The sequence below is a fragment of the Marinobacter sp. RI1 genome, from assembly GCF_041155085.1.
Lineage (GTDB): Bacteria > Pseudomonadota > Gammaproteobacteria > Pseudomonadales > Oleiphilaceae > Marinobacter > Marinobacter nauticus.
The window spans coordinates 1,369,317-1,387,190 of record NZ_AP031605.1 but is presented as its reverse complement, the minus strand read 5'-3'; the positions used below and the strand labels follow the sequence as shown (position 1 = coordinate 1,387,190).

Below are 17,874 nucleotides of genomic sequence, written 5' to 3'. Positions count from 1 at the left end.
CAATTTCATGGCCTTGATATTGATTAAATTTTTGGCAGGTATCCAGTGATCTTTAGGCATACGCCATCTACCACCTGCGAGGTACTCTCTTGAAAACCAGCATCTTTCTGACATTAATCAAGGTTCATAAGCCATAACAAGAGAAACCTAGGAGTACTCTTGAACCCCAAGGAGAGAACCTGATGAGAGTAACCAAACTGATGATCAAGCCGCTGGCACTGGCAGTGGCCATTACGTCGTTGGGCGTAATGAACGCACAGGCCGCCCCGAAAGACCCTGACAAGTCCACCATGGCCTATGAAGGCACCCCCAGTGCGGTAGAAGCGGAATCTGCCAAGATTGTTCGCTCCCCCGGTGCGCCGGATCTGACCGATGCGGAATTCGAGAAAGCGAAGCAGATCTACTTCCAGCGCTGCGCCGGCTGTCACGGCGTACTGCGTAAAGGCGCCACCGGTAAACCGCTGACTCCGGACATCACCCAGGAGCGCGGTATCGACTACCTCAAGGCGTTTATCAGTTACGGCTCCCCGGCCGGTATGCCGAACTGGCTGACCTCCGGTGACTTCGATGAAGAAACCGTGGAACTGATGGCCAAGTACATCATGCACGAGCCTCCCATGCCTCCCGAATTCAGCCTGGCTGACATGAAGGAAACCTGGGAAGTGATCGTTCCGCCGGAAGACCGGCCGACCAAGCAAATGAACGACCTGGACCTGGAAAACCTGTTCAGCGTCACCCTGCGTGATGCCGGCCAGATCGCCCTGATCGACGGTGATTCCAAGGAGGTCGTGAAGATCATCGATACCGGCTACGCGGTACACATCTCCCGGATGTCTGCCTCCGGCCGCTACGTGATGGTTATCGGTCGTGACGCCCTGATCAACATGATCGACCTGTGGATGGAAGAGCCTAAAACCGTCGCCAAGATCAAGGTCGGTATGGAAGCACGCTCTGTCGAAACCTCCAAGTACAAGGGCTGGGAAGACAAGCTCGCCATTGCCGGCACCTACTGGCCACCGCAGTTCGTGATCATGGACGGCGACACCCTGGAGCCCAAGAAGATTGTGAGCACCCGGGGCATGACCGTAGGCGACCAGGAATACCATCCTGAGCCTCGGGTAGCTGCCATTGTCGCGTCCCACGCCCATCCGGAATTCATCGTCAACGTGAAGGAAACCGGCAAGATCATGCTGGTGAACTACGAAGACATGGAGAACATGAACATCACCTCCATTGATGCAGCAAAATTCCTGCACGATGGCGGCTGGGATGCCAGCATGCGTTACTTCCTGACAGCGGCCAACAACTCCAACAAGATTGCGGTTGTGGATGCTCAGGATCGTAACCTGGAGGCGATTGTTGATGTTGGCAAGATTCCGCACCCCGGTCGTGGCGCCAACTTCGTTGACCCCGAGCATGGTCCTGTCTGGGCGACTTCTCACCTGGGTGATCAGACCATCCAGATGATCGGTACCGACCCGGAAGGCCACCCGGACAAAGCCTGGAAGGTGGTCCGCACCGTGGACGGCCAGGGTGGTGGCTCACTGTTCGTGAAGACCCATCCGGAGTCTACCAACCTTTACGTTGACACGGCCCTCAACCCAGCGGAAGCCGTCAGCCAGAGCGTCGCCGTCTTCGACATCAACAACTTTGATGCCGGCTATGAGGTGCTGCCGATTGCCGACTGGGCTGATCTGGGCGAAGGTCCCAAGCGCGTGGTTCAACCGGAATACAACAAGGCGGGCGATGAAGTGTGGTTCTCTGTCTGGAATGCACAGGACAAGAAATCCGCCATCGTTGTGGTTGACGACAAGACACGCAAGCTGAAGAAGGTGATCAAGGGTGACTATCTGGTTACCCCGACCGGTAAGTTCAACACTTACAACACCCAGCACGACGTGTACTGATCCCGGCCCCGGCCCGGAGGAGCAATCTGATGAGACTGGATGCGGCAGACAGACAAATGATCGACAGTTACCAGCGTAATCTGCCGGTCTGCGAACGCCCCTACGAGGAAATGGCCCGGGCACTGGGCCTGACCGAGGAGGAGGTTATCCAGAGACTGTCTGCCCTGCAGGAACAGCAGGTGCTCAGCCGGGTCGGACCGGTTTTCGAACACAGCCAGGCAGGCGCCAGCCTGCTGGCTGCCGTGGCCGCGCCAGAAGAACAGATGGATCTGGTGGCGGCCCGGATCAACCGTGCCCCGGGGGTGAATCATAACTACGCCCGGGAGCACACCTACAACCTCTGGTTCGTGATGACCGCTCCGGATGAAGACACCCTGGAGGAACGGCTGGACGAACTGGAACACCAGTTGAAGCTGCCAATGCTGAGACTGCCAATGGTCGAGGGTTATCATATCGACCTGGGCTTTGACATCGACTGGGAGGCATTACCATGAACCTGCCAGCCACCGGCCCGAACTACAGCTACCTGTTTGATACCGAATCCATGAGTGCCTGGGGCCTGCTGAGGTTACGCGAGCAGCTGGAAAACGGCCTCCCCCTGACACCTCGCCCCTATCAGACCCTGGCCGAGCGCACCGGGCTGTCCGAACAACAGGTTATGAACGCTGTCAGCCAGTGGCAGCAGCAGGGCCTGATCAAACGCCTGGGGCTGGTGGTCAAGCATCGCACCCTGGGCTATCGGGCTAACGCCATGGTGGTCTGGAACGTACCGGACGATCGGGTTTCGACGCTCGGCAATGCCATGGCAGCCGACGCTTGTGTCACCCTCTGTTACCAGCGCCCAAGACGCCTGCCAGACTGGCCCTACAACCTGTTCTGCATGATTCACGGCGTCAGTCGCGAACGGGTTCTGAATCAGCTCGCTGGTCTGATTGAGCAACACGAGTTGAGCAATGTGGATCACGCCATCCTGTTCAGCAACAAAGCCTACCTGCAGCGCGGAGGCCGTTATGTCAGCAATTGCTGAGCGTTCAAAGCCATCAGACCACATGCCTGTACTACCCGAATTCACGCCCCTGGAGCGTGCCATCATCAACCGCCTGCAATACGGCCTGCCACTTACGCGAACCCCCTACAAAGACGTGGCCGATGAATTGGGTGTATCAGAAGTAACTCTGCTGAAGCACCTCCAGGCATTGCTGGACAACGGGACCCTGACTCGTTTTGGCCCCATGTTTCATGCAGGCGAAATGGGCGGCGGCCTGACGCTCGCGGCCATGCGCATTCCGGAAGAAGATTTCGCCAATGTGACCGAGCAGGTGAACAGCTTCCCCGAGGTAGCCCACAACTACCGCCGCGAGCATGAGTTGAACATGTGGTTTGTTCTGGCCACGGAAACACCGGAAGGCATTGACGAAACCATCAAGCGGATTGAGTTACTTACGGGCTACCCGGTCTACAACATGCCCAAGGAGCAGGAGTTCCATGTCCACCTTCACTTTGAAGTCTGACCCGGTGCTGAGTAACCGGGATCGTGAACTCATCGTTGCCACCCAATCCGGATTACCGCTGGTTTCCGACCCTTGGGCCGAACTGGGAAAACAGCTCGACATGCCCGCAGACGAGGTGCTGTCACGTTTTCAACGAATGCAGGAAGCCGGGGTCATCCGGAGAGTCGCGGCGGTACCGGATCACTACAAACTCGGGTACCGGTTCAATGGCATGACCGTGTGGGATGTCCGGGATGATGCAATCGCCGAACTCGGCGAGAAAGTCGGCTGCCTGCCCTTTGTCAGCCACTGCTACCGCCGACCAAGACACCTCCCCTACTGGAGCTTCAACCTCTTTGCCATGGTGCATGGGATCAGCCGCGAGGAAGTCGAGCACAAGGCAGCCCAAATCCGCGAGGTACTCGGCGACGCCTGCACCGGACACACCATCCTGTACAGTTCCGCCATCCTGAAAAAAACAGGATTACGACTGAAAAAACAAACAGATAAGCAGTAGCACGTACCTCCTGAAGTACTCCATCAAAGGTATGGATACCCAGCGCCCGCAGGGGGATAGTTAGAAGGGCAGAGAGCCGGTAAAGGCCCGCCCGGAGAGGCAAGAAAGCCACTCCCGATGAGAGAGAAAAACTATGTTTCGCATGACCCGCTACATCAAGAGCCTGATGAACCCGGTACCGGTGCGCCCGGTCCCCAAGCCCAGCGGCCCGGTGGTAATCTGGAACCTGATCCGCCGTTGCAACCTCACCTGCAAGCACTGCTATTCGATTTCAGCGGACATCGACTTCAAGGGCGAACTCACCACCCAGGAAGTCTACAAGGTGATGGACGACCTGAAAGCCTTCGGCGTACCGGTACTCATCCTCTCCGGCGGCGAACCCCTGATGCGACCCGACATCTTTGATATTTCCCACCGGGCTAAAGCTATGGGCTTCTACGTGGGCCTGTCCACCAATGGCACCCTGATTACCGAAGACAACATCAGCAAAATCGCCGAGGTGGGCTACGACTACGTAGGCATCAGTATCGACGGCCTGGAAACCACCCACGATGAATTCCGCCAGAAAAAAGGCGCCTTCAAAGAGTCCATGCACGCCGTAGCCCTGTGCAAGCAAGCCGGCATCAAAGTGGGCCTGCGCTTCACCCTGACCCAGGATAACTACCCGGAACTGCCGGCCATGCTGGAGATGCTGGACGAGCACCAGATCGACAAGTTCTACCTGTCGCACCTGAACTACTCCGGCCGGGGCGGCCGCAACAAGAAGCGGGATGCCTGGTACGACATGACCCGCGATGCCATGAACCTGCTGTTCAACCACTGCCACGACGAACTCAAGCGCGGTATCGAGCGGGAGTACGTCACCGGCAACAACGATGCTGACGGTCCCTTTCTGATTGAGTGGGCCAAAGAGCATTACCCGGACCAGGTCGACGCCCTCACCCAGCGGCTGACCAACTGGGGCGGCAACTCCTCCGGCGTGAATATCTCCAATATCGACAACCTCGGCGTGGTGCATCCGGACACCTTCTGGTGGGATCACAACCTGGGCAACGTGCGGGAAACCCCGTTTTCGAAGATCTGGTCGGAAACCACCGATCCGCTGATGCAGGGCTTCCGCCAGCATCCGCGCCCGGTAAAAGGGCGCTGCGCAGACTGCAAATACCTGAATATCTGCAACGGCAATACCCGGGTACGGGCTTACAACGTGTCTGGCGACTTCTGGGAGGAAGATCCGGGCTGCTATCTCACCAACGAGGAAATCGGGGTAGTTGATAACACCCCGCGACGGGTCGCCGCTCCGGTGATCGAAATCCCGGTTCACAATCTTTAAGGAACGCGCCATGACCACAAACCCGCGAAAAAAATGCCTGGTGGAGTTCCAGCTTGCGGAACAACCTCTGCGGCCGGGAGAAGTTGCTATTGTCGGTGCCGGGCCGGGTGACCCAGGGTTACTCACGCTGCGCGCGCTGATGCTGATTCAGCAGGCCGATGCCGTTGTTTATGATCGCCTGGTTTCCCCGCAGATCATGGAACTGGTGAACCCCCGTGCTGAACGCATTCATGTGGGCAAGGCCAGCGGGTGCCACTACGTACCCCAGGAAGAAACCAACGAACTGCTGGTGCAACTGGCCATGAAACAGCGGCGGGTAGTGCGCCTGAAAGGCGGCGATCCATATATTTTTGGCCGCGGCGGAGAAGAAGCTGAGTTCCTGGTGGACAATGACATCGATTTCCAGGTGGTGCCCGGCATTACCTCTGCGGCGGGGTGCGCCTCTTACTGCGGCATTCCTCTGACCCACCGGGATTATTCCCAGAGCGTGACCTTCGTCACCGGTCACCGTAAGGCTGACCAGACTCTGGAACTCAACTGGCCGGTACTGGCCGCACCAGGGCAGACCCGGGTGTTCTACATGGGCCTGCACAATGCACCGACCATTGTTCGCGAACTGACGGCCCACGGCCTTTCAGAAAACTGCCCGGTGGCTCTGGTGGAGCGCGGCACCACACCACTGCAACACATGACGGTCACCACCCTGAAAGACCTGGTAGACACCATTGACCGGGAAGACTTCCAGCCACCCACCTTGATTATTGTGGGCGAGGTGGTGCAACTGGCGGACAAGCTGGCCCGCCCGGCCCAGGCAGGATGGAACAGCGCCCTGACCGAGCCTGCCGTCACCGCCGGCCAACGGCCCGCCTGAACGCAAAACGTTATCTGACCAACCGGGAGCTGTAGCTGGTGAACCTGAACCAAGCCCGAGCAAGCCTGAACACCATCCTGCTGATCGCTGGCGCCCTGATCACAGGCCCGGCCCTGGCCGAACAGGCCAAAAGCCAGAACACAGAGACCCTCTACCTGCAGCAATGCGCGGCCTGCCACGGCCCGGACAGACTCGGTGGTATGGGCCCTGCGCTGCTGCCGGAGAACCTGGGCCGGCTGAAAAAAGCCGAGGCCGAGCAGGTCATCCGGGAGGGACGACCGGCCACTCAGATGGCTAGCTATAAAACCATCCTCAACGACCAGCAGATCGCGGCGCTGACCGACTTCATCTATCAGCCCCCGAGCCATGAGCTGAAATGGGGCGAGGCGGAAATCCGCAGCAGCCGGGAGGTCAGCCACCCCCAGGGCTCACTGCCGGATGAGCCAGTGTTTGAGGCGGACCTGATGAACCTGTTCCTGGTGGTGGAAATCGGCGACCACCATGTCACACTGCTCGATGGCGACAAAATGGAGCCCATCCACCGCTTCCCAAGCCGCTTCGCCCTGCACGGCGGCCCCAAATACAGCCCTGACGGCCGTTATGTGTACTTTGGCTCCCGAGATGGCTGGATCACCAAGTACGACATCTACAATCTGAAAGTCGTGGCGGAGGTTCGCGCCGGCATCAATATGCGCAACATCGCGGTTTCCGCTGACGGCAACTATGTGCTGGCAGCCAATTACCTGCCCCACTCCATGGTGCTGTTCGATGCCGCCGACCTGGAAATGCTGGATATCATCCCGGTCGAAAACGATGCTGGTGAAAGCTCCCGGGTAAGTGCCGTCTACGCCGCACCGCCCAGAGACAGCTTTATCGCAGCCCTTAAAGACATCCCCGAAGCCTGGGAGGTCACCGTCGAAAACCGTGAAGCGAAGGTGCGCCGGATGACCACCGACACCCTGCTGGACGACTTCTTTTTCGACCCCGGATACCAGCACCTGATCGGTGCTGCCCGGGATGGCAAACACGGCGTGGTGATCGACCTGGATACCGGCAAAACCACGGCTGAACTGCCGCTGCCCGGCATGCCCCACCTCGGTTCCGGCATTACCTGGGAGCATGAGGGCCGCCGGGTAATGGCCACCCCCCACTTCCGGGCCGGCGCCATCTCCATTATCGACATGGACACCTGGGAAGTGATCAAGACTCTGAAAACCGAAGGTCCCGGGTTCTTCATGCGCAGTCACGAAAATTCCCGTTACGCCTGGGCAGATGTATTCTTCGGCCCCAATGCTGACAAGGTACATATCATCGACAAGCAGACCCTGGAGATCGTCAAGACGCTTCAGCCGGAGCCAGGCAAGGTAGCCGCTCACGTGGAATTCGACCGCCATGGCGAGAAGCTGCTGCTGAGCATCTGGGACAATGATGGCGCCATCATTGTCTATGACGCAGACACCCTGGAAGAGGAAAAACGCATTCCGATGAACAAGCCGTCCGGCAAGTACAACGTCTGGAACAAGATCAACTACGAGGAAGGCACCAGCCACTGACCCTTATCGACTGAGTAACACAGGCTTAATGGTTTAAGTCATTTCGAATGTAGCTTTCATGGTAGGATAATTGACCTAAGCTAATGCAGCCGGGGTCAAGATATGAACAGCAGTTTCAGGCCGCCCGTGGCCTCCGCACCATGCCTGCTGGGTAGCGACAGTGATGATCTGATTCATTACAGTGTCGCACCTGCCGAAGTGGCACTACTGAATGGCCTGAGCCACGCCTTTGGTATCTGCCTGAACGAAAATCGGGATAACCCGGAGGCCCGGTTTCTCAATCATCTTGCCAGCCTGTTTCAGCAACAACGGGTAGACCCGGAAACCCCGCTGGAAAAGCACGACCGCCCCTGGGCCAATGTCTATCTGGTTCAGTACGGCATCCTCCGGTTATTCCGGGAATCCCCGGCCGGCAAGGTCGCCGTCCACCATTTCTTTTCCGAAGGTGACCTGATCTGGCCAGTCTTTGGTCGCAGCCGTACCGTTCGAAACACCTTATGCCTGACCAGCGTTCTGCCTGCCACCCTGTGGGTGGCCGATTTTGCGGCTTTTCGCTCGGCCATCCAAAGCTACGGCGATGGCCAATGGCACAAGTTTGCCCTGGTACTGACAGAGGAAATCGCAGAGCTGACCAGCATGCGGGAGTACCGCAAACACACCATGTCGGCCCGGGAACGCTATCAGTTGCTGCTGGATGAGTATCCGGAGCTGATCAAGCGGGTGCCAGACAACCAGCTTGCCTCCTGGCTGGGTGTAGTGCCAGCCACTTTCTCCCGCCTGAAAACCGCCTTTGCCAATCAGAATAAAACCCCATAAAAAAGCGGCGGAACTTCGTCCGCCGCCAAAACCTGAGTTAGCTCCCTAGTGCAATTATCCGTGCAGCTTGATCGCCAGTTCCGCCACGTGCTTGCCCTGGAAACGGGCAATGGCTAACTCTTTCTCACTGGGCTGGCGGCTACCATCACCGCCGGCAATGGTCGAGGCGCCATAGGGCGTACCGCCATTCACTTCTGAAATATCGAAAAACTCCGGTATGCCGTAACCCAGCGGCACCAACACCATGCCGTGATGAGCAAGAGTGGTCCAGAACGAGGTAATCGTCTGTTCCTGACCACCGCCGGTGCCGGTAGAAGTGAAGACACTGCCGACCTTGCCATGCAGCTTGCCCTCAGCCCAGAGGCCGCCGGTCTGATCCAGGAATGTACGCATCTGGCCCGCCATGTTGCCGAAGCGGGTCGGGGTACCAAAGATAATAGCGTCGTAGTCCGCCAGTTCCTTCGGGTCTGCCACCGGGGCGCCCTGATCGGCCTTGCCACCGGCATTCAGAAAGGCTTCATCGGCCATGGTCTCCGGAACACGCTTAACAACAACATCGGCCCCATCAACACCGCGAGCGCCTTCTGCCACGGTATTGGCCATGGTCTCAATGTGACCGTACATGGAGTAATAAAGAACAAGAACTTTCGCCATCGCAACAATCTCCTGTGTGTGCGTTCAATGATTCAAAGCCTAACGGCTCTGACCGCAAGACAAAAACGGAAGATTTCCGGCAGGTCCTTCAGTTTTTCTGAATGAAGTCACAAAATGTTCATGCGCCAAAATTTGCGTACACTTGTACGCTGAAATACCCTATACTTTCGTTGAATCGCAATTTCCAAAAGGCACTCACCAGAACCATGACGCACAGCCTCAGTCAGCCAGATTCCGTTCATCACAGGATAGAAGAGTGGATTAACAGCGCCACCCACGGTATTGGAGCCCTGCTGAGTGTGGTAGGGACGGTCGCCCTGATCGCAGGCGCCAGCCAACTGGGGGATGTCTGGAAGATTGTCAGTTTCAGCGTATTCGGTACCTCACTGATTCTTTTATACATGGCATCTGCGCTCTACCACGGCGCCCGCCATCCACGCCTGAAAACGGCCTTCAAGACCCTGGATCACTGCGCCATTTTCCTGCTGATTGCCGGTACCTACACACCCTTTCTGCTGATCAACATGCGTGGCACCACCGGCTGGACACTGTTTGCCGTCATCTGGTCCCTGGCGCTGACTGGCGTGGTACTGAAGGTGATCTTCAAAAACCGCTTCAAGCTGGCACGGGTAGGCATCTACATCGCGATGGGCTGGCTGATCACCTTCGCGTCATCCGACCTGGTGGCCAACCTCAGTGAGACGGCTCTGCAACTGACCATCGCTGGCGGCATTGTCTATACCGCCGGTGTAGCCTTTTACCTGGCCGATCGCATCCCTTACATGCACGCGGTGTGGCACCTGTTCGTCATTGGCGGTAGTGCCTGCCATTTCAGCGCTATCTATTACGGGGTTCTTCCTCATTCCGTCTGAATGCGTGGCCGTCACGCACCGTTAGCAAAGCATTGACCACAACCCATCCAACGTTGACACTCCGACTCAGTCGACTCATTACTCCGGATGACATTGTGGCACGCTCAACACAACCCAATATGCACAGCTTTTGGCTGTTTTTCCCGGCGGCCTCGCTCTGGGCCGCTACGGTGGTTCCATTGTCCATCTACGCAGCGCTATCCGGCTATGGGTGGCCCCCGGGGCTGATTGGTGCTGGCCATGGCCATGAGCTGATTTTTGGTTTCGCACTGGCATTGATCGCCGGTTACACACTCGGGCCGCAACCCCGGCGGGCCCTCGTTCTGCTCTTTGGGCTCTGGTTAGCGGCCCGGCTTGCCTGGCTGCTGGCACCCGAAACACTCTTCGCACAGTTACTCAGCCCGGCTTTTGCATTGCTGCTGGCATGGCACGTAGTGCCGCGGTTTCAGGCGGCCAAGAAATGGCGCAACAAAATTGCCGGACCGCTGATTCTCGTGCTCTGCCTGATGGCTTTGGTCTACTTTCTGACACAAGCCGGCCTGCCTTTGCCAGACACCCGTCGCCTGCTGCAAACAACCATCCTGGGCCTGCTATTACTGATGACGTTTATGGGCGGAAGGATTATTGCGCCGGCCGTGGCCGGGTCTCTGGAAAAACGGGGGATCCCCCTGGAAGCTCGGGTGCAACCAAACATAGAAGGAGCGCTGCTGGTCGTCCTGCCAATCGCCATGACGTTGATGCTGTTCAGTGCCACCGAACAACTGGCCGGACTTCTTCTCATCTCAGCCAGTGCGCTGGTGGTTATCCGGATCGCCCGATGGAAGCTCTGGCACTGCAGCAACCGGCCAGACCTGCTGGTGCTGGCCCTTGGCTATCTGTGGCTGGCCATCGGCTCGGCGTTCGCAGGCACGCACCTGCTGGCCGGACGGCCGGTTCTTCCCGCGCTGCACCTGATTGTTGTCGGAGCGCTGGGGACACTCTCGGGGAGCGTGATGCTTCGACTGGCCTGGCAGCGGGCGCGCCGGACATTTCCGCCAGCATGGCAGGTTATCGCCATCGCGATACTGGTGGCAGCCGCCACCATAAGCCGCTACCTGGCGGGGGCCACGCCCTACTCCCAACCTGAACTTCTATGGTTCTCCTCCAGCTGCTGGGCTCTGACCTTTGCAGGCGTCGCCGGTCAGGTAATGGCCCTATATCCGCTTACGCAAAAACCCGGCACGGTCCGCCATAGCCACCGGAAATGATTGGCTACCTCTACTGCGCCAACTCGAAAAGCAACTACTACCTACGGCATACCACCAACATAACTTTATGTTTTAAAAGGCTTTTAAAAGCGACCAAGCCTTTCAGAAAAAGAGCCGAATTGCGAGATCATCTTACCGACAACCTTCCTTGATATTTATCAGGATTGAAATACCCGCCTCGTTTGCAAAATGACTCCAACGCCGTGAAAGCCACTGATTCCGGTGGCTCCGGGTCAAAGAAACGAGGAGCTTAACCATGGCAAAAACCAACGCCGACATTGAACACTGGGATGTCGAAAGTGAGGAGTTCTGGGAGCGGGAGGGCAAGAAAGTCGCCTCCCGCAACCTGTGGATTTCCATCCCCAGCCTGCTGATGGGATTCGCCATCTGGCTGATGTGGGGAATGATCACCACCCAGATGAAAAACCTGGGTTTTTCTTTCACCGTTGAACAGCTGTTCACGCTGACTGCCATTGCCGGTTTGTCTGGCGCCACCCTGCGAATTCCGGCCTCGTTCATGATCAAGATTGCCGGCGGTCGCAATACCGTTTTTCTGACCACGGCCTTGCTGATGATCCCGGCCTTAGGCACCGGTGTCGCCCTGATGAACCCGGATACACCGTTCATCGTGTTCCAGGCGCTGGCACTGCTGTCCGGTATTGGCGGCGGTAACTTTGCCTGCTCCATGAGCAACATCAGTGCATTCTATCCGAAGAGCAAACAGGGTTACGGTCTGGGCATGAACGCCGGCCTGGGTAACTTCGGCGTGACCACCATGCAAATTCTGATTCCACTGGTAATGACCGTCGGCGTGTTCGGCGCTCTTGCCGGTGACCCCATGCAACTGCAAAGCCCCAGCGGCACCCTGATCGGCCGTATTGAGGCCGGCACCGACACCTGGATCCAGAACGCCGGCTTCATCTGGCTGGTCTTTCTGATTCCGCTGGCCTTCGCGGGCTGGTTCGGCATGAACAACCTCAAGGTGGTGACTCCAAATCCCGGCAGCCCGATATCTGCCTTCGGCAAGATTCTTGGTCTCTATGGCGTTGGCCTGCTGACCTCTATCGCCGGCGTCTGGGCTCTGTCAGTCATGAATATGTGGCTGGCCCTGCCCATCACCATCGTGCTGACCGTGGCGCTGCTCAGACTGATCCCAGGTGACATCAAGCCCAACATCAAGAACCAGTTTGCCATCTTCAGCAACAAGCACACCTGGTCCATGACCGTGCTTTACATTCTGACTTTCGGTTCTTTCATCGGCTTTTCTGCCGCCCTGCCGCTGTCCATCAGCGTCATCTTCGGCAACATGATGGAAGTGGGAGCGGATGGCGCCATGACCCGTGTGGTCAACCCGGATGCACCCAGCGCTCTGACCTGGGCCTGGATGGGGCCATTCGTCGGCGCCCTGATTCGTCCGGTCGGCGGCTGGATTTCCGACAAGATGGGCGGTTCCATCGTTACCCAGATCATCTCGGTGGTGATGGTTGTCGCTTCGGTCGCCACCGGCTACGTGATGATGCTGGCCTACAACTCAACTGATCCGAACAGCTATTTTGCGCTGTTCCTGATCCTGTTCATTGTGATGTTCGCCGCCAGCGGTATTGGCAATGGCTCCACCTTCCGCAGCATTGGTTTTATCTTCAACCAGCAGCAGAAGGGCCCGGTACTGGGCTGGACCTCAGCAATCGCCGCTTACGGCGCCTTCATCGCCCCTCGGGTGATGGGCCAGGAGATCCAGGCCGGCACGCCAGAAGTGGCCATGTACGGGTTCGCAGTGTTCTATGCGGTGTGCCTGGTGGTTAACTGGTGGTTCTACCTGCGCAAGAACGCCTACATCAAGAATCCGTAACAGCAAGAATCCAAGCGTTAGACCTCTGCTCGCCGGCCCCACAAGGGCCGGCTTTTTTATGGCGGCATGGAACTGCCAACGATCAGCGCTTCTCCACAGCTGCGGGCTCACAGCCCAGGGCATTGATTACCTGCTGCATGGGCTCCCCCTCCCCGGCACTTGCGACCAGCGCCAGATCTCTGGCGCTCTTTCCCGATTTATTAACCAGCTCCGGGTCTGCCCCGGCAGAGAGCAGCAATCGAACCAGTTCCGGATTGCGGTTGCGCACCGCCATCATCAGCGCGGTCTGTCCGTTCTCGTATTCCTGGATGTCGGGATCGACACCTCTGGTCAGTAGCAGGCGTAAAGCCTACGGCTCGTTGGCGCTTGCCGCCCCCAGCAGCCCGGGCCAGCGTTCCCAGAACCCCATGATCCCTCTCCTGCTGCAACCACTTGCCCCCGAGCATACAAAAAACCCGCCGGGATTGCTCCGCGGCGGGTTGTCACAGCTCCCGTTGTAAAGGGAACGTTTTTACCGTGCTGTCTGGCCCGCCAACCGTTGGCGCTCCTCTTCTTCGATCTGCAGATCGACAGAAGACACGTGGTATTCCTCAGAGAAGCCGCTCTCGGGTTCCTTCAGCCACATAATGCACAGTATCCAGCTAACAAAGGCTCCAGCGGCGATGATGAAGAAGAACTGGGTCGGGGTAACGAAGGTGAAGATGGTCAGGTAGACCACCGCACCGACGTTGCCATAAGCCCCTGCCATACCGGAGATCTGGCCGGTTAACCGGCGCTTGATGGAGGGGATAATGCCAAAGGTGGCGCCTTCTGCCCCCTGTACGAAGAAGGACGTGAACACAGTAATTGCCACAGCCACAATCAGCGGCCAGTTGGAATCCAGCAGCCCCATCAGGCCGAAGCCTACCGCAATGCCGAACATGTAGCTGAGCATCACGAAGCGGCGGTTCCCCATGCGGTCAGATACCAGGCCGCCCATCGGACGCGCCATCAAGTTCACGAAGGCGAAAGAGGCCGCAATCAGCCCCGCTGCCGTTGCGCTCAGGCTCCAGGTCTCTTCGAAAAACATCGGCAGCATGGAGACCACGGCGAGTTCCGCGCCAAAGTTAGCGAAGTAGGTGCTGTTCAGGGCAGCCACACTGTTGAACGGGTATTTGTCGTCCTCAGGCACGCCTTTCTTCAGGATGGGTACGTTTACCCGCAGTATCTGAACAATCTGATAGCAGACAATGGCGAAGATCACCGCGTAACAGATAGCAGCCCCGGTGGCAGACAGGTACCCCATGTTCTGGATACGCCACACCAGAATAGCCAATACCCCGACCAAAGGAATGGTCCACAGGATCAGCTTGACCATATCACCCCAGGTGCTGACTTCCAGTGCCACGGCCTTACGGGGTTTACGATGCACGGTACCAGCAGGGCCGTCGGTAATCGCGAACCAGTAGTAGACGCCGTATGCCGCCATCACGATGGCGCTCTGGGCGATGGCCCAACGCCAGCCGTCTTCACCGCCGTACATGGTAATGGCAATGGTTGGCAGTGACATGGCCGCCGCCGCAGAACCAAAGTTGCCCCAGCCCGCATAAAAGCCCTCTGCAAAGCCTATGTCCTTCGGCTTGAACCACATGGCCGTCATATGGATACCCACCACAAAGCTGGCACCGATGGAGCTCAGCACCAGGCGACTGACCAGCAACTGAGACATGGTGTTACCGAAAGCAAACACCAGTGCCGGTATGGCCATCACCACCATCAGCACCGAAAATACCCGCCGCGGTCCGAAGCGGTCCAGCGCCATACCCACGATGATGCGAGCAGGAATCGTCAGCGCCACGTTACAGATGGCAAACAGGCGCAGGTCGTCCTTGGTCAACCAGTCCACGCTTTTGAGCATGCTGGACGCCAGTGGCGCCATGTTGAACCAGACATAGAATGTAATAAAGAAGGCAATCCAGGTCAGGTGTAGTGCCCTGATTTCAGGATTGCGGACGCGGAATACGTCAGCGACTTTCATTTCAGCCTCCCGGGGCTAAGACAATGGAAACAGGTAATCCCGGCCATCAACGGCTGGGCAGAATCAGAAGTGGGCACTGGATCCGGCGCGCCAGGAAGGAGCTGACGCTGCCGAAGGTCATGTAATCCAGTTCGTCCACGAAATAGGTCAGTGATCGGGCAATGAAGCCGCCATCGGGCTCATGACTGTGGCGTGCGATGACCAGCATGTCTGGCCGTACCTTTTTCTCGGCCGCAAACAACAGGCTCTTGCGGGCGTCGCCTTCAAGCATCAGGCTTTCAGCACTCACCTGCTCGCTTTCGCACACTTCCAGCGCATCTTTCAGATGCTGTTTCAGCTCGCTCACTTCTTCCTGAAACAGGTCTTCATTGCCGGAGGTGATGTCGCGTGGGTTTTCTGCCACCGCAACCAGCGTGATTTTTGGCTCCAGCCGCCGAAACATGGTGATGGTCTGGGCCAGCGCCAGTTTCGCGTTTCGGGAACCGTCGTAGGCAATCATGATGTTCATGGGGTTCTCCCGGTATCACACCCCCCAAAACGGAGGCATTCGAGTTGATATCAGTCAGCATTACCCCATAGCACCCAGCTGCCATAATTGATCTTGATCAAGCCTGAACTCGCGTACCCCACCAGAGAAAGCCCCGGAATATCACCTTTCCCGGGATAGTGACCATTGACCTACCCCCTTTGCACCCAGCAGGAGGTACCTCTAATGCGTCGGCCCAGAAATCCGGCTTTTTGGTATGGTTTCAGAGGAGAGTTATCTGGCCAGGAGAGACCATGACGAGCACGCCCGCAAAAGCTCAGCAATATCGGGCATTGGGCCTTTCTACCTTTGCCTTCACCCTTTGTTTCGCCGTCTGGACCATCTTTTCCATCATCGGCATTCGCATCAGTGAAGAGCTGGCGCTGTCCGACACCCAGCTGGGATTGCTGATGGCCACGCCGATTCTTACCGGCTCCATCAGTCGTTTATTCCTGGGCATCTGGACCGACCGTTACGGCGGGCGCTGGGTGTTCGGTATTCTGATGCTGACCACGGCGGCCTGCGTGTATCTGCTGACCTTTGCCACCACCTACGCCATGATGCTGGTCGGGGCCCTCGGGGTGGGCCTGGCCGGCGGCGCTTTCATTGTCGGGGTGGCCTATACTGCGGCCTGGTTTGAACCGGCTAAACAGGGTACAGCACTGGGCATTTTCGGCGCCGGCAACGTCGGTTCTGCCGTGACCAACTTCGGTGCCCCGTTTCTGCTGGTAGCCTTCGGCTGGGAGAAAACCGCGCAGATATACGCAACGGTGCTGGCCATCATGGGTATCGCCTTCCTGCTACTGGCAAAAACCGACCCGCTGGCCGAACAACGCCGAAACGCCGAACAGAAATCGTTTGCCGAACAGATGGCGCCGCTCCGGGAGCTTCGGGTGTGGCGCTTTGCCCTGTACTATTTTTTTGTGTTCGGCGCCTTTGTCGCCCTGGCCCTCTGGCTTCCCCATTACCTGATCGGCGTTTATGGTCTGGACATCAAGGCCGCCGGCATGATCGCCGCGCTCTATACCATCCCCGCTTCCCTGTTCCGCATCCTCGGGGGCTGGCTGTCGGACCGCTACGGCGCCAGACGCGTGATGTACTGGACGTTTATTGCCTCAGCAGTCTGTACCTTCCTGCTGAGCTATCCACCAACCCGCTATGTGGTGCATGGCATCGAGGGAGATATCCATTTCACTCTGGCCATGAGCCTGCCCATGTTCGTGGTGCTCACCTTTATCCTCGGTTTTTTCATGTCACTGGGTAAAGCGGCGGTCTACAAACACATTCCGGTGTATTACCCGATGCATGTCGGTGCCGTGGGTGGTGTGGTGGGCATGATCGGCGGTATCGGCGGTTTCATCCTGCCACTCACCTTTGGTGTGCTGAACGACATAACCGGCATCTGGCAAAGCTGCTTCATGCTGATGTTCGCCATTGTGGCGGCAGCCCTGGCCTGGATGCACTACGCCATCCGCAAGGCGGAACGGGTGGAATGGGCGGCCCAGACCGAGCAGACCGATCTGCCGGAACTGGCCTCCCCGCAGTTGTTCTATCCCATGAACCGTCATCCGGCAGCAGATGCCGCCATGCGGAACTCCAACCAACACGGGTAAATACCCCGGCCACCGTTTCGTGCTTTATGCCCCGCCTTCGGGGCTTTTTTGTATACTGGCCCGACAATGATCGAGTGGAGTCCCGCTGGTGGCAAAATGGCTGGTTAAAACCGAACCCTCTGAATGCGGCATTGATGATTTTGCCCGTCAGCCTGAGGGTGTTATTCCCTGGGATGGTGTGCGCAATTACCAGGCCCGCAACTTCCTGGCGAAGATGCGGGAGGGAGATCTGGTCTTTATCTATCACTCCAGCTGCAAGCGCATAGGCATTGCCGGTATTGTTCGCGTAGTGAAATCCGCCTACCCGGACCCAAGCCAGTTCAACCCGGAGTCTCCCTACTACGACCTGAAAAGCACCGCAGAAAATCCTCGCTGGCAAGCGGTCGACCTGCAGTTTGAACGGAAACTGCCGGCGCTGATCTCCCTGGACACACTCAAAGCCATACCGGAGCTCAGTGAACTGCCTCTGGTACGCAAAGGCAGCCGGCTCTCGGTCATGCCGGTCAGTGATGCCGAGTGGCAACAAATCCTCCACCAGGTCGATTAAACTCACACCACAGACCTACCACCGCCGGCTCCGGAGCTTTAGAATTGCCGCGTTTCAATTCT

18 protein-coding genes are annotated in these 17,874 nt (G+C 57.8%); 14 read left to right on the top strand and 4 right to left on the bottom strand.

Annotated features, from left to right (window positions below):
* Positions 1–182 precede the first annotated feature (182 nt).
* From ACAM27_RS06165 to ACAM27_RS06125, 9 genes are all read left to right on the top strand, one after another.
* Positions 183–1,907 (top strand): nitrite reductase, encoded by a 1,725-nt coding sequence (locus ACAM27_RS06165; RefSeq protein WP_014422487.1) that lies wholly within the window; start codon positions 183–185, stop codon positions 1,905–1,907.
* 29 nt (positions 1,908–1,936) lie between these two features.
* Positions 1,937–2,401: an AsnC family transcriptional regulator gene (locus ACAM27_RS06160; protein WP_014422488.1), complete on the top strand. Its 465-nt coding sequence runs from the start codon at positions 1,937–1,939 to the stop codon at positions 2,399–2,401.
* Positions 2,398–2,934: an Lrp/AsnC family transcriptional regulator gene (locus ACAM27_RS06155; protein ID WP_222533915.1), complete on the top strand. Its 537-nt coding sequence runs from the start codon at positions 2,398–2,400 to the stop codon at positions 2,932–2,934. The genes ACAM27_RS06160 and ACAM27_RS06155 overlap by 4 nt, the downstream gene beginning before the upstream one ends.
* 22 nt (positions 2,935–2,956) lie before the next feature.
* Positions 2,957–3,418 (top strand): Lrp/AsnC family transcriptional regulator, encoded by a 462-nt coding sequence (locus tag ACAM27_RS06150; RefSeq protein ID WP_278800791.1) that lies wholly within the window; start codon positions 2,957–2,959, stop codon positions 3,416–3,418.
* Positions 3,393–3,914, top strand: a complete 522-nt coding sequence (locus ACAM27_RS06145; RefSeq protein WP_050999026.1) for an Lrp/AsnC family transcriptional regulator — start codon at positions 3,393–3,395, stop codon at positions 3,912–3,914. The genes ACAM27_RS06150 and ACAM27_RS06145 overlap by 26 nt, the downstream gene beginning before the upstream one ends.
* Before the next feature lie 133 nt (positions 3,915–4,047).
* Positions 4,048–5,247 carry a heme d1 biosynthesis radical SAM protein NirJ gene (nirJ, locus tag ACAM27_RS06140; RefSeq protein ID WP_278350466.1) on the top strand — a complete coding sequence of 400 codons (1,200 nt, stop codon included), beginning with the start codon at positions 4,048–4,050 and terminating at the stop codon, positions 5,245–5,247.
* Between the two features lie 10 nt (positions 5,248–5,257).
* Positions 5,258–6,118, top strand: a complete 861-nt coding sequence (gene cobA / locus ACAM27_RS06135; protein ID WP_022990816.1) for a uroporphyrinogen-III C-methyltransferase — start codon at positions 5,258–5,260, stop codon at positions 6,116–6,118.
* A 38-nt stretch (positions 6,119–6,156) separates the two neighbouring features.
* Positions 6,157–7,671 carry a cytochrome D1 domain-containing protein gene (locus ACAM27_RS06130; protein WP_369612702.1) on the top strand — a complete coding sequence of 505 codons (1,515 nt, stop codon included), beginning with the start codon at positions 6,157–6,159 and terminating at the stop codon, positions 7,669–7,671.
* A gap of 102 nt (positions 7,672–7,773) precedes the next feature.
* Positions 7,774–8,487, top strand: coding sequence for a Crp/Fnr family transcriptional regulator (locus tag ACAM27_RS06125; RefSeq protein WP_369612701.1), 714 nt, complete (start codon positions 7,774–7,776; stop codon positions 8,485–8,487).
* Positions 8,488–8,541: 54 nt separating this feature from the next.
* Here the strand turns inward: ACAM27_RS06125 and wrbA are convergent, their stop codons facing one another.
* Positions 8,542–9,141, bottom strand: a complete 600-nt coding sequence (gene wrbA, locus ACAM27_RS06120) for an NAD(P)H:quinone oxidoreductase (RefSeq protein ID WP_011786576.1) — start codon at positions 9,139–9,141, stop codon at positions 8,542–8,544.
* 206 nt (positions 9,142–9,347) lie between these two features.
* On the opposite strand from wrbA, the gene ACAM27_RS06115 reads away from it, so the two are divergent.
* The 3 genes from ACAM27_RS06115 (at position 9,348) to ACAM27_RS06105 (ending at position 13,109) form a co-directional block, all read left to right on the top strand.
* Positions 9,348–10,013: a hemolysin III family protein gene (locus ACAM27_RS06115; RefSeq protein ID WP_369612700.1), complete on the top strand. Its 666-nt coding sequence runs from the start codon at positions 9,348–9,350 to the stop codon at positions 10,011–10,013.
* Between the two features lie 95 nt (positions 10,014–10,108).
* Positions 10,109–11,260: an NnrS family protein gene (locus ACAM27_RS06110; protein ID WP_369612699.1), complete on the top strand. Its 1,152-nt coding sequence runs from the start codon at positions 10,109–10,111 to the stop codon at positions 11,258–11,260.
* 256 nt (positions 11,261–11,516) lie between these two features.
* Positions 11,517–13,109: an antiporter gene (locus tag ACAM27_RS06105; protein WP_141067014.1), complete on the top strand. Its 1,593-nt coding sequence runs from the start codon at positions 11,517–11,519 to the stop codon at positions 13,107–13,109.
* A gap of 82 nt (positions 13,110–13,191) precedes the next feature.
* Here ACAM27_RS06105 and ACAM27_RS06100 read toward each other — a convergent pair whose 3' ends face one another.
* The 3 genes from ACAM27_RS06100 to ACAM27_RS06090 all read right to left on the bottom strand — a co-directional run bounded on the left by ACAM27_RS06100 (position 13,192) and on the right by ACAM27_RS06090 (position 15,634).
* Positions 13,192–13,449, bottom strand: coding sequence for an ankyrin repeat domain-containing protein (locus ACAM27_RS06100; protein ID WP_374730304.1), 258 nt, complete (start codon positions 13,447–13,449; stop codon positions 13,192–13,194).
* Between the two features lie 171 nt (positions 13,450–13,620).
* Entirely contained in the window at positions 13,621–15,126 is a 1,506-nt protein-coding gene (locus tag ACAM27_RS06095) for an MFS transporter (protein ID WP_011786581.1), read from the bottom strand.
* Positions 15,127–15,172: 46 nt separating this feature from the next.
* The gene (locus ACAM27_RS06090) at positions 15,173–15,634 is read right to left on the bottom strand and encodes a universal stress protein (protein WP_023008615.1); all 462 of its coding nucleotides are present in this window, start codon (positions 15,632–15,634) and stop codon (positions 15,173–15,175) included.
* 272 nt (positions 15,635–15,906) lie between these two features.
* On the opposite strand from ACAM27_RS06090, the gene ACAM27_RS06085 reads away from it, so the two are divergent.
* A complete protein-coding gene (locus ACAM27_RS06085) occupies positions 15,907–17,265 on the top strand; it encodes a nitrate/nitrite transporter (RefSeq protein WP_114434489.1) in 1,359 nt (452 codons plus the stop codon).
* Positions 17,266–17,353: 88 nt separating this feature from the next.
* Positions 17,354–17,812, top strand: a complete 459-nt coding sequence (locus ACAM27_RS06080) for an EVE domain-containing protein (protein WP_369612698.1) — start codon at positions 17,354–17,356, stop codon at positions 17,810–17,812.
* The last annotated feature ends 62 nt before the right edge of the window (positions 17,813–17,874 follow it).

Bases quoted from the DNA above. Each gene is read 5' to 3' on its own strand.
- ACAM27_RS06165 (WP_014422487.1), top strand. From the start codon at position 183: ATGAGAGTAACCAAACTGATGATCAAGCCGCTGGCACTGGCAGTGGCC.
- ACAM27_RS06160 (WP_014422488.1), top strand. From the start codon at position 1,937: ATGAGACTGGATGCGGCAGACAGACAAATGATCGACAGTTACCAGCGT.
- ACAM27_RS06155 (WP_222533915.1), top strand. From the start codon at position 2,398: ATGAACCTGCCAGCCACCGGCCCGAACTACAGCTACCTGTTTGATACC.
- ACAM27_RS06150 (WP_278800791.1), top strand. From the start codon at position 2,957: ATGCCTGTACTACCCGAATTCACGCCCCTGGAGCGTGCCATCATCAAC.
- ACAM27_RS06145 (WP_050999026.1), top strand. From the start codon at position 3,393: ATGTCCACCTTCACTTTGAAGTCTGACCCGGTGCTGAGTAACCGGGAT.
- nirJ (WP_278350466.1), top strand. From the start codon at position 4,048: ATGTTTCGCATGACCCGCTACATCAAGAGCCTGATGAACCCGGTACCG.
- cobA (WP_022990816.1), top strand. From the start codon at position 5,258: ATGACCACAAACCCGCGAAAAAAATGCCTGGTGGAGTTCCAGCTTGCG.
- ACAM27_RS06125 (WP_369612701.1), top strand. From the start codon at position 7,774: ATGAACAGCAGTTTCAGGCCGCCCGTGGCCTCCGCACCATGCCTGCTG.
- wrbA (WP_011786576.1), bottom strand. From the start codon at position 9,141: ATGGCGAAAGTTCTTGTTCTTTATTACTCCATGTACGGTCACATTGAG.
- ACAM27_RS06115 (WP_369612700.1), top strand. From the start codon at position 9,348: ATGACGCACAGCCTCAGTCAGCCAGATTCCGTTCATCACAGGATAGAA.
- ACAM27_RS06105 (WP_141067014.1), top strand. From the start codon at position 11,517: ATGGCAAAAACCAACGCCGACATTGAACACTGGGATGTCGAAAGTGAG.
- ACAM27_RS06095 (WP_011786581.1), bottom strand. From the start codon at position 15,126: ATGAAAGTCGCTGACGTATTCCGCGTCCGCAATCCTGAAATCAGGGCA.
- ACAM27_RS06090 (WP_023008615.1), bottom strand. From the start codon at position 15,634: ATGAACATCATGATTGCCTACGACGGTTCCCGAAACGCGAAACTGGCG.
- ACAM27_RS06085 (WP_114434489.1), top strand. From the start codon at position 15,907: ATGACGAGCACGCCCGCAAAAGCTCAGCAATATCGGGCATTGGGCCTT.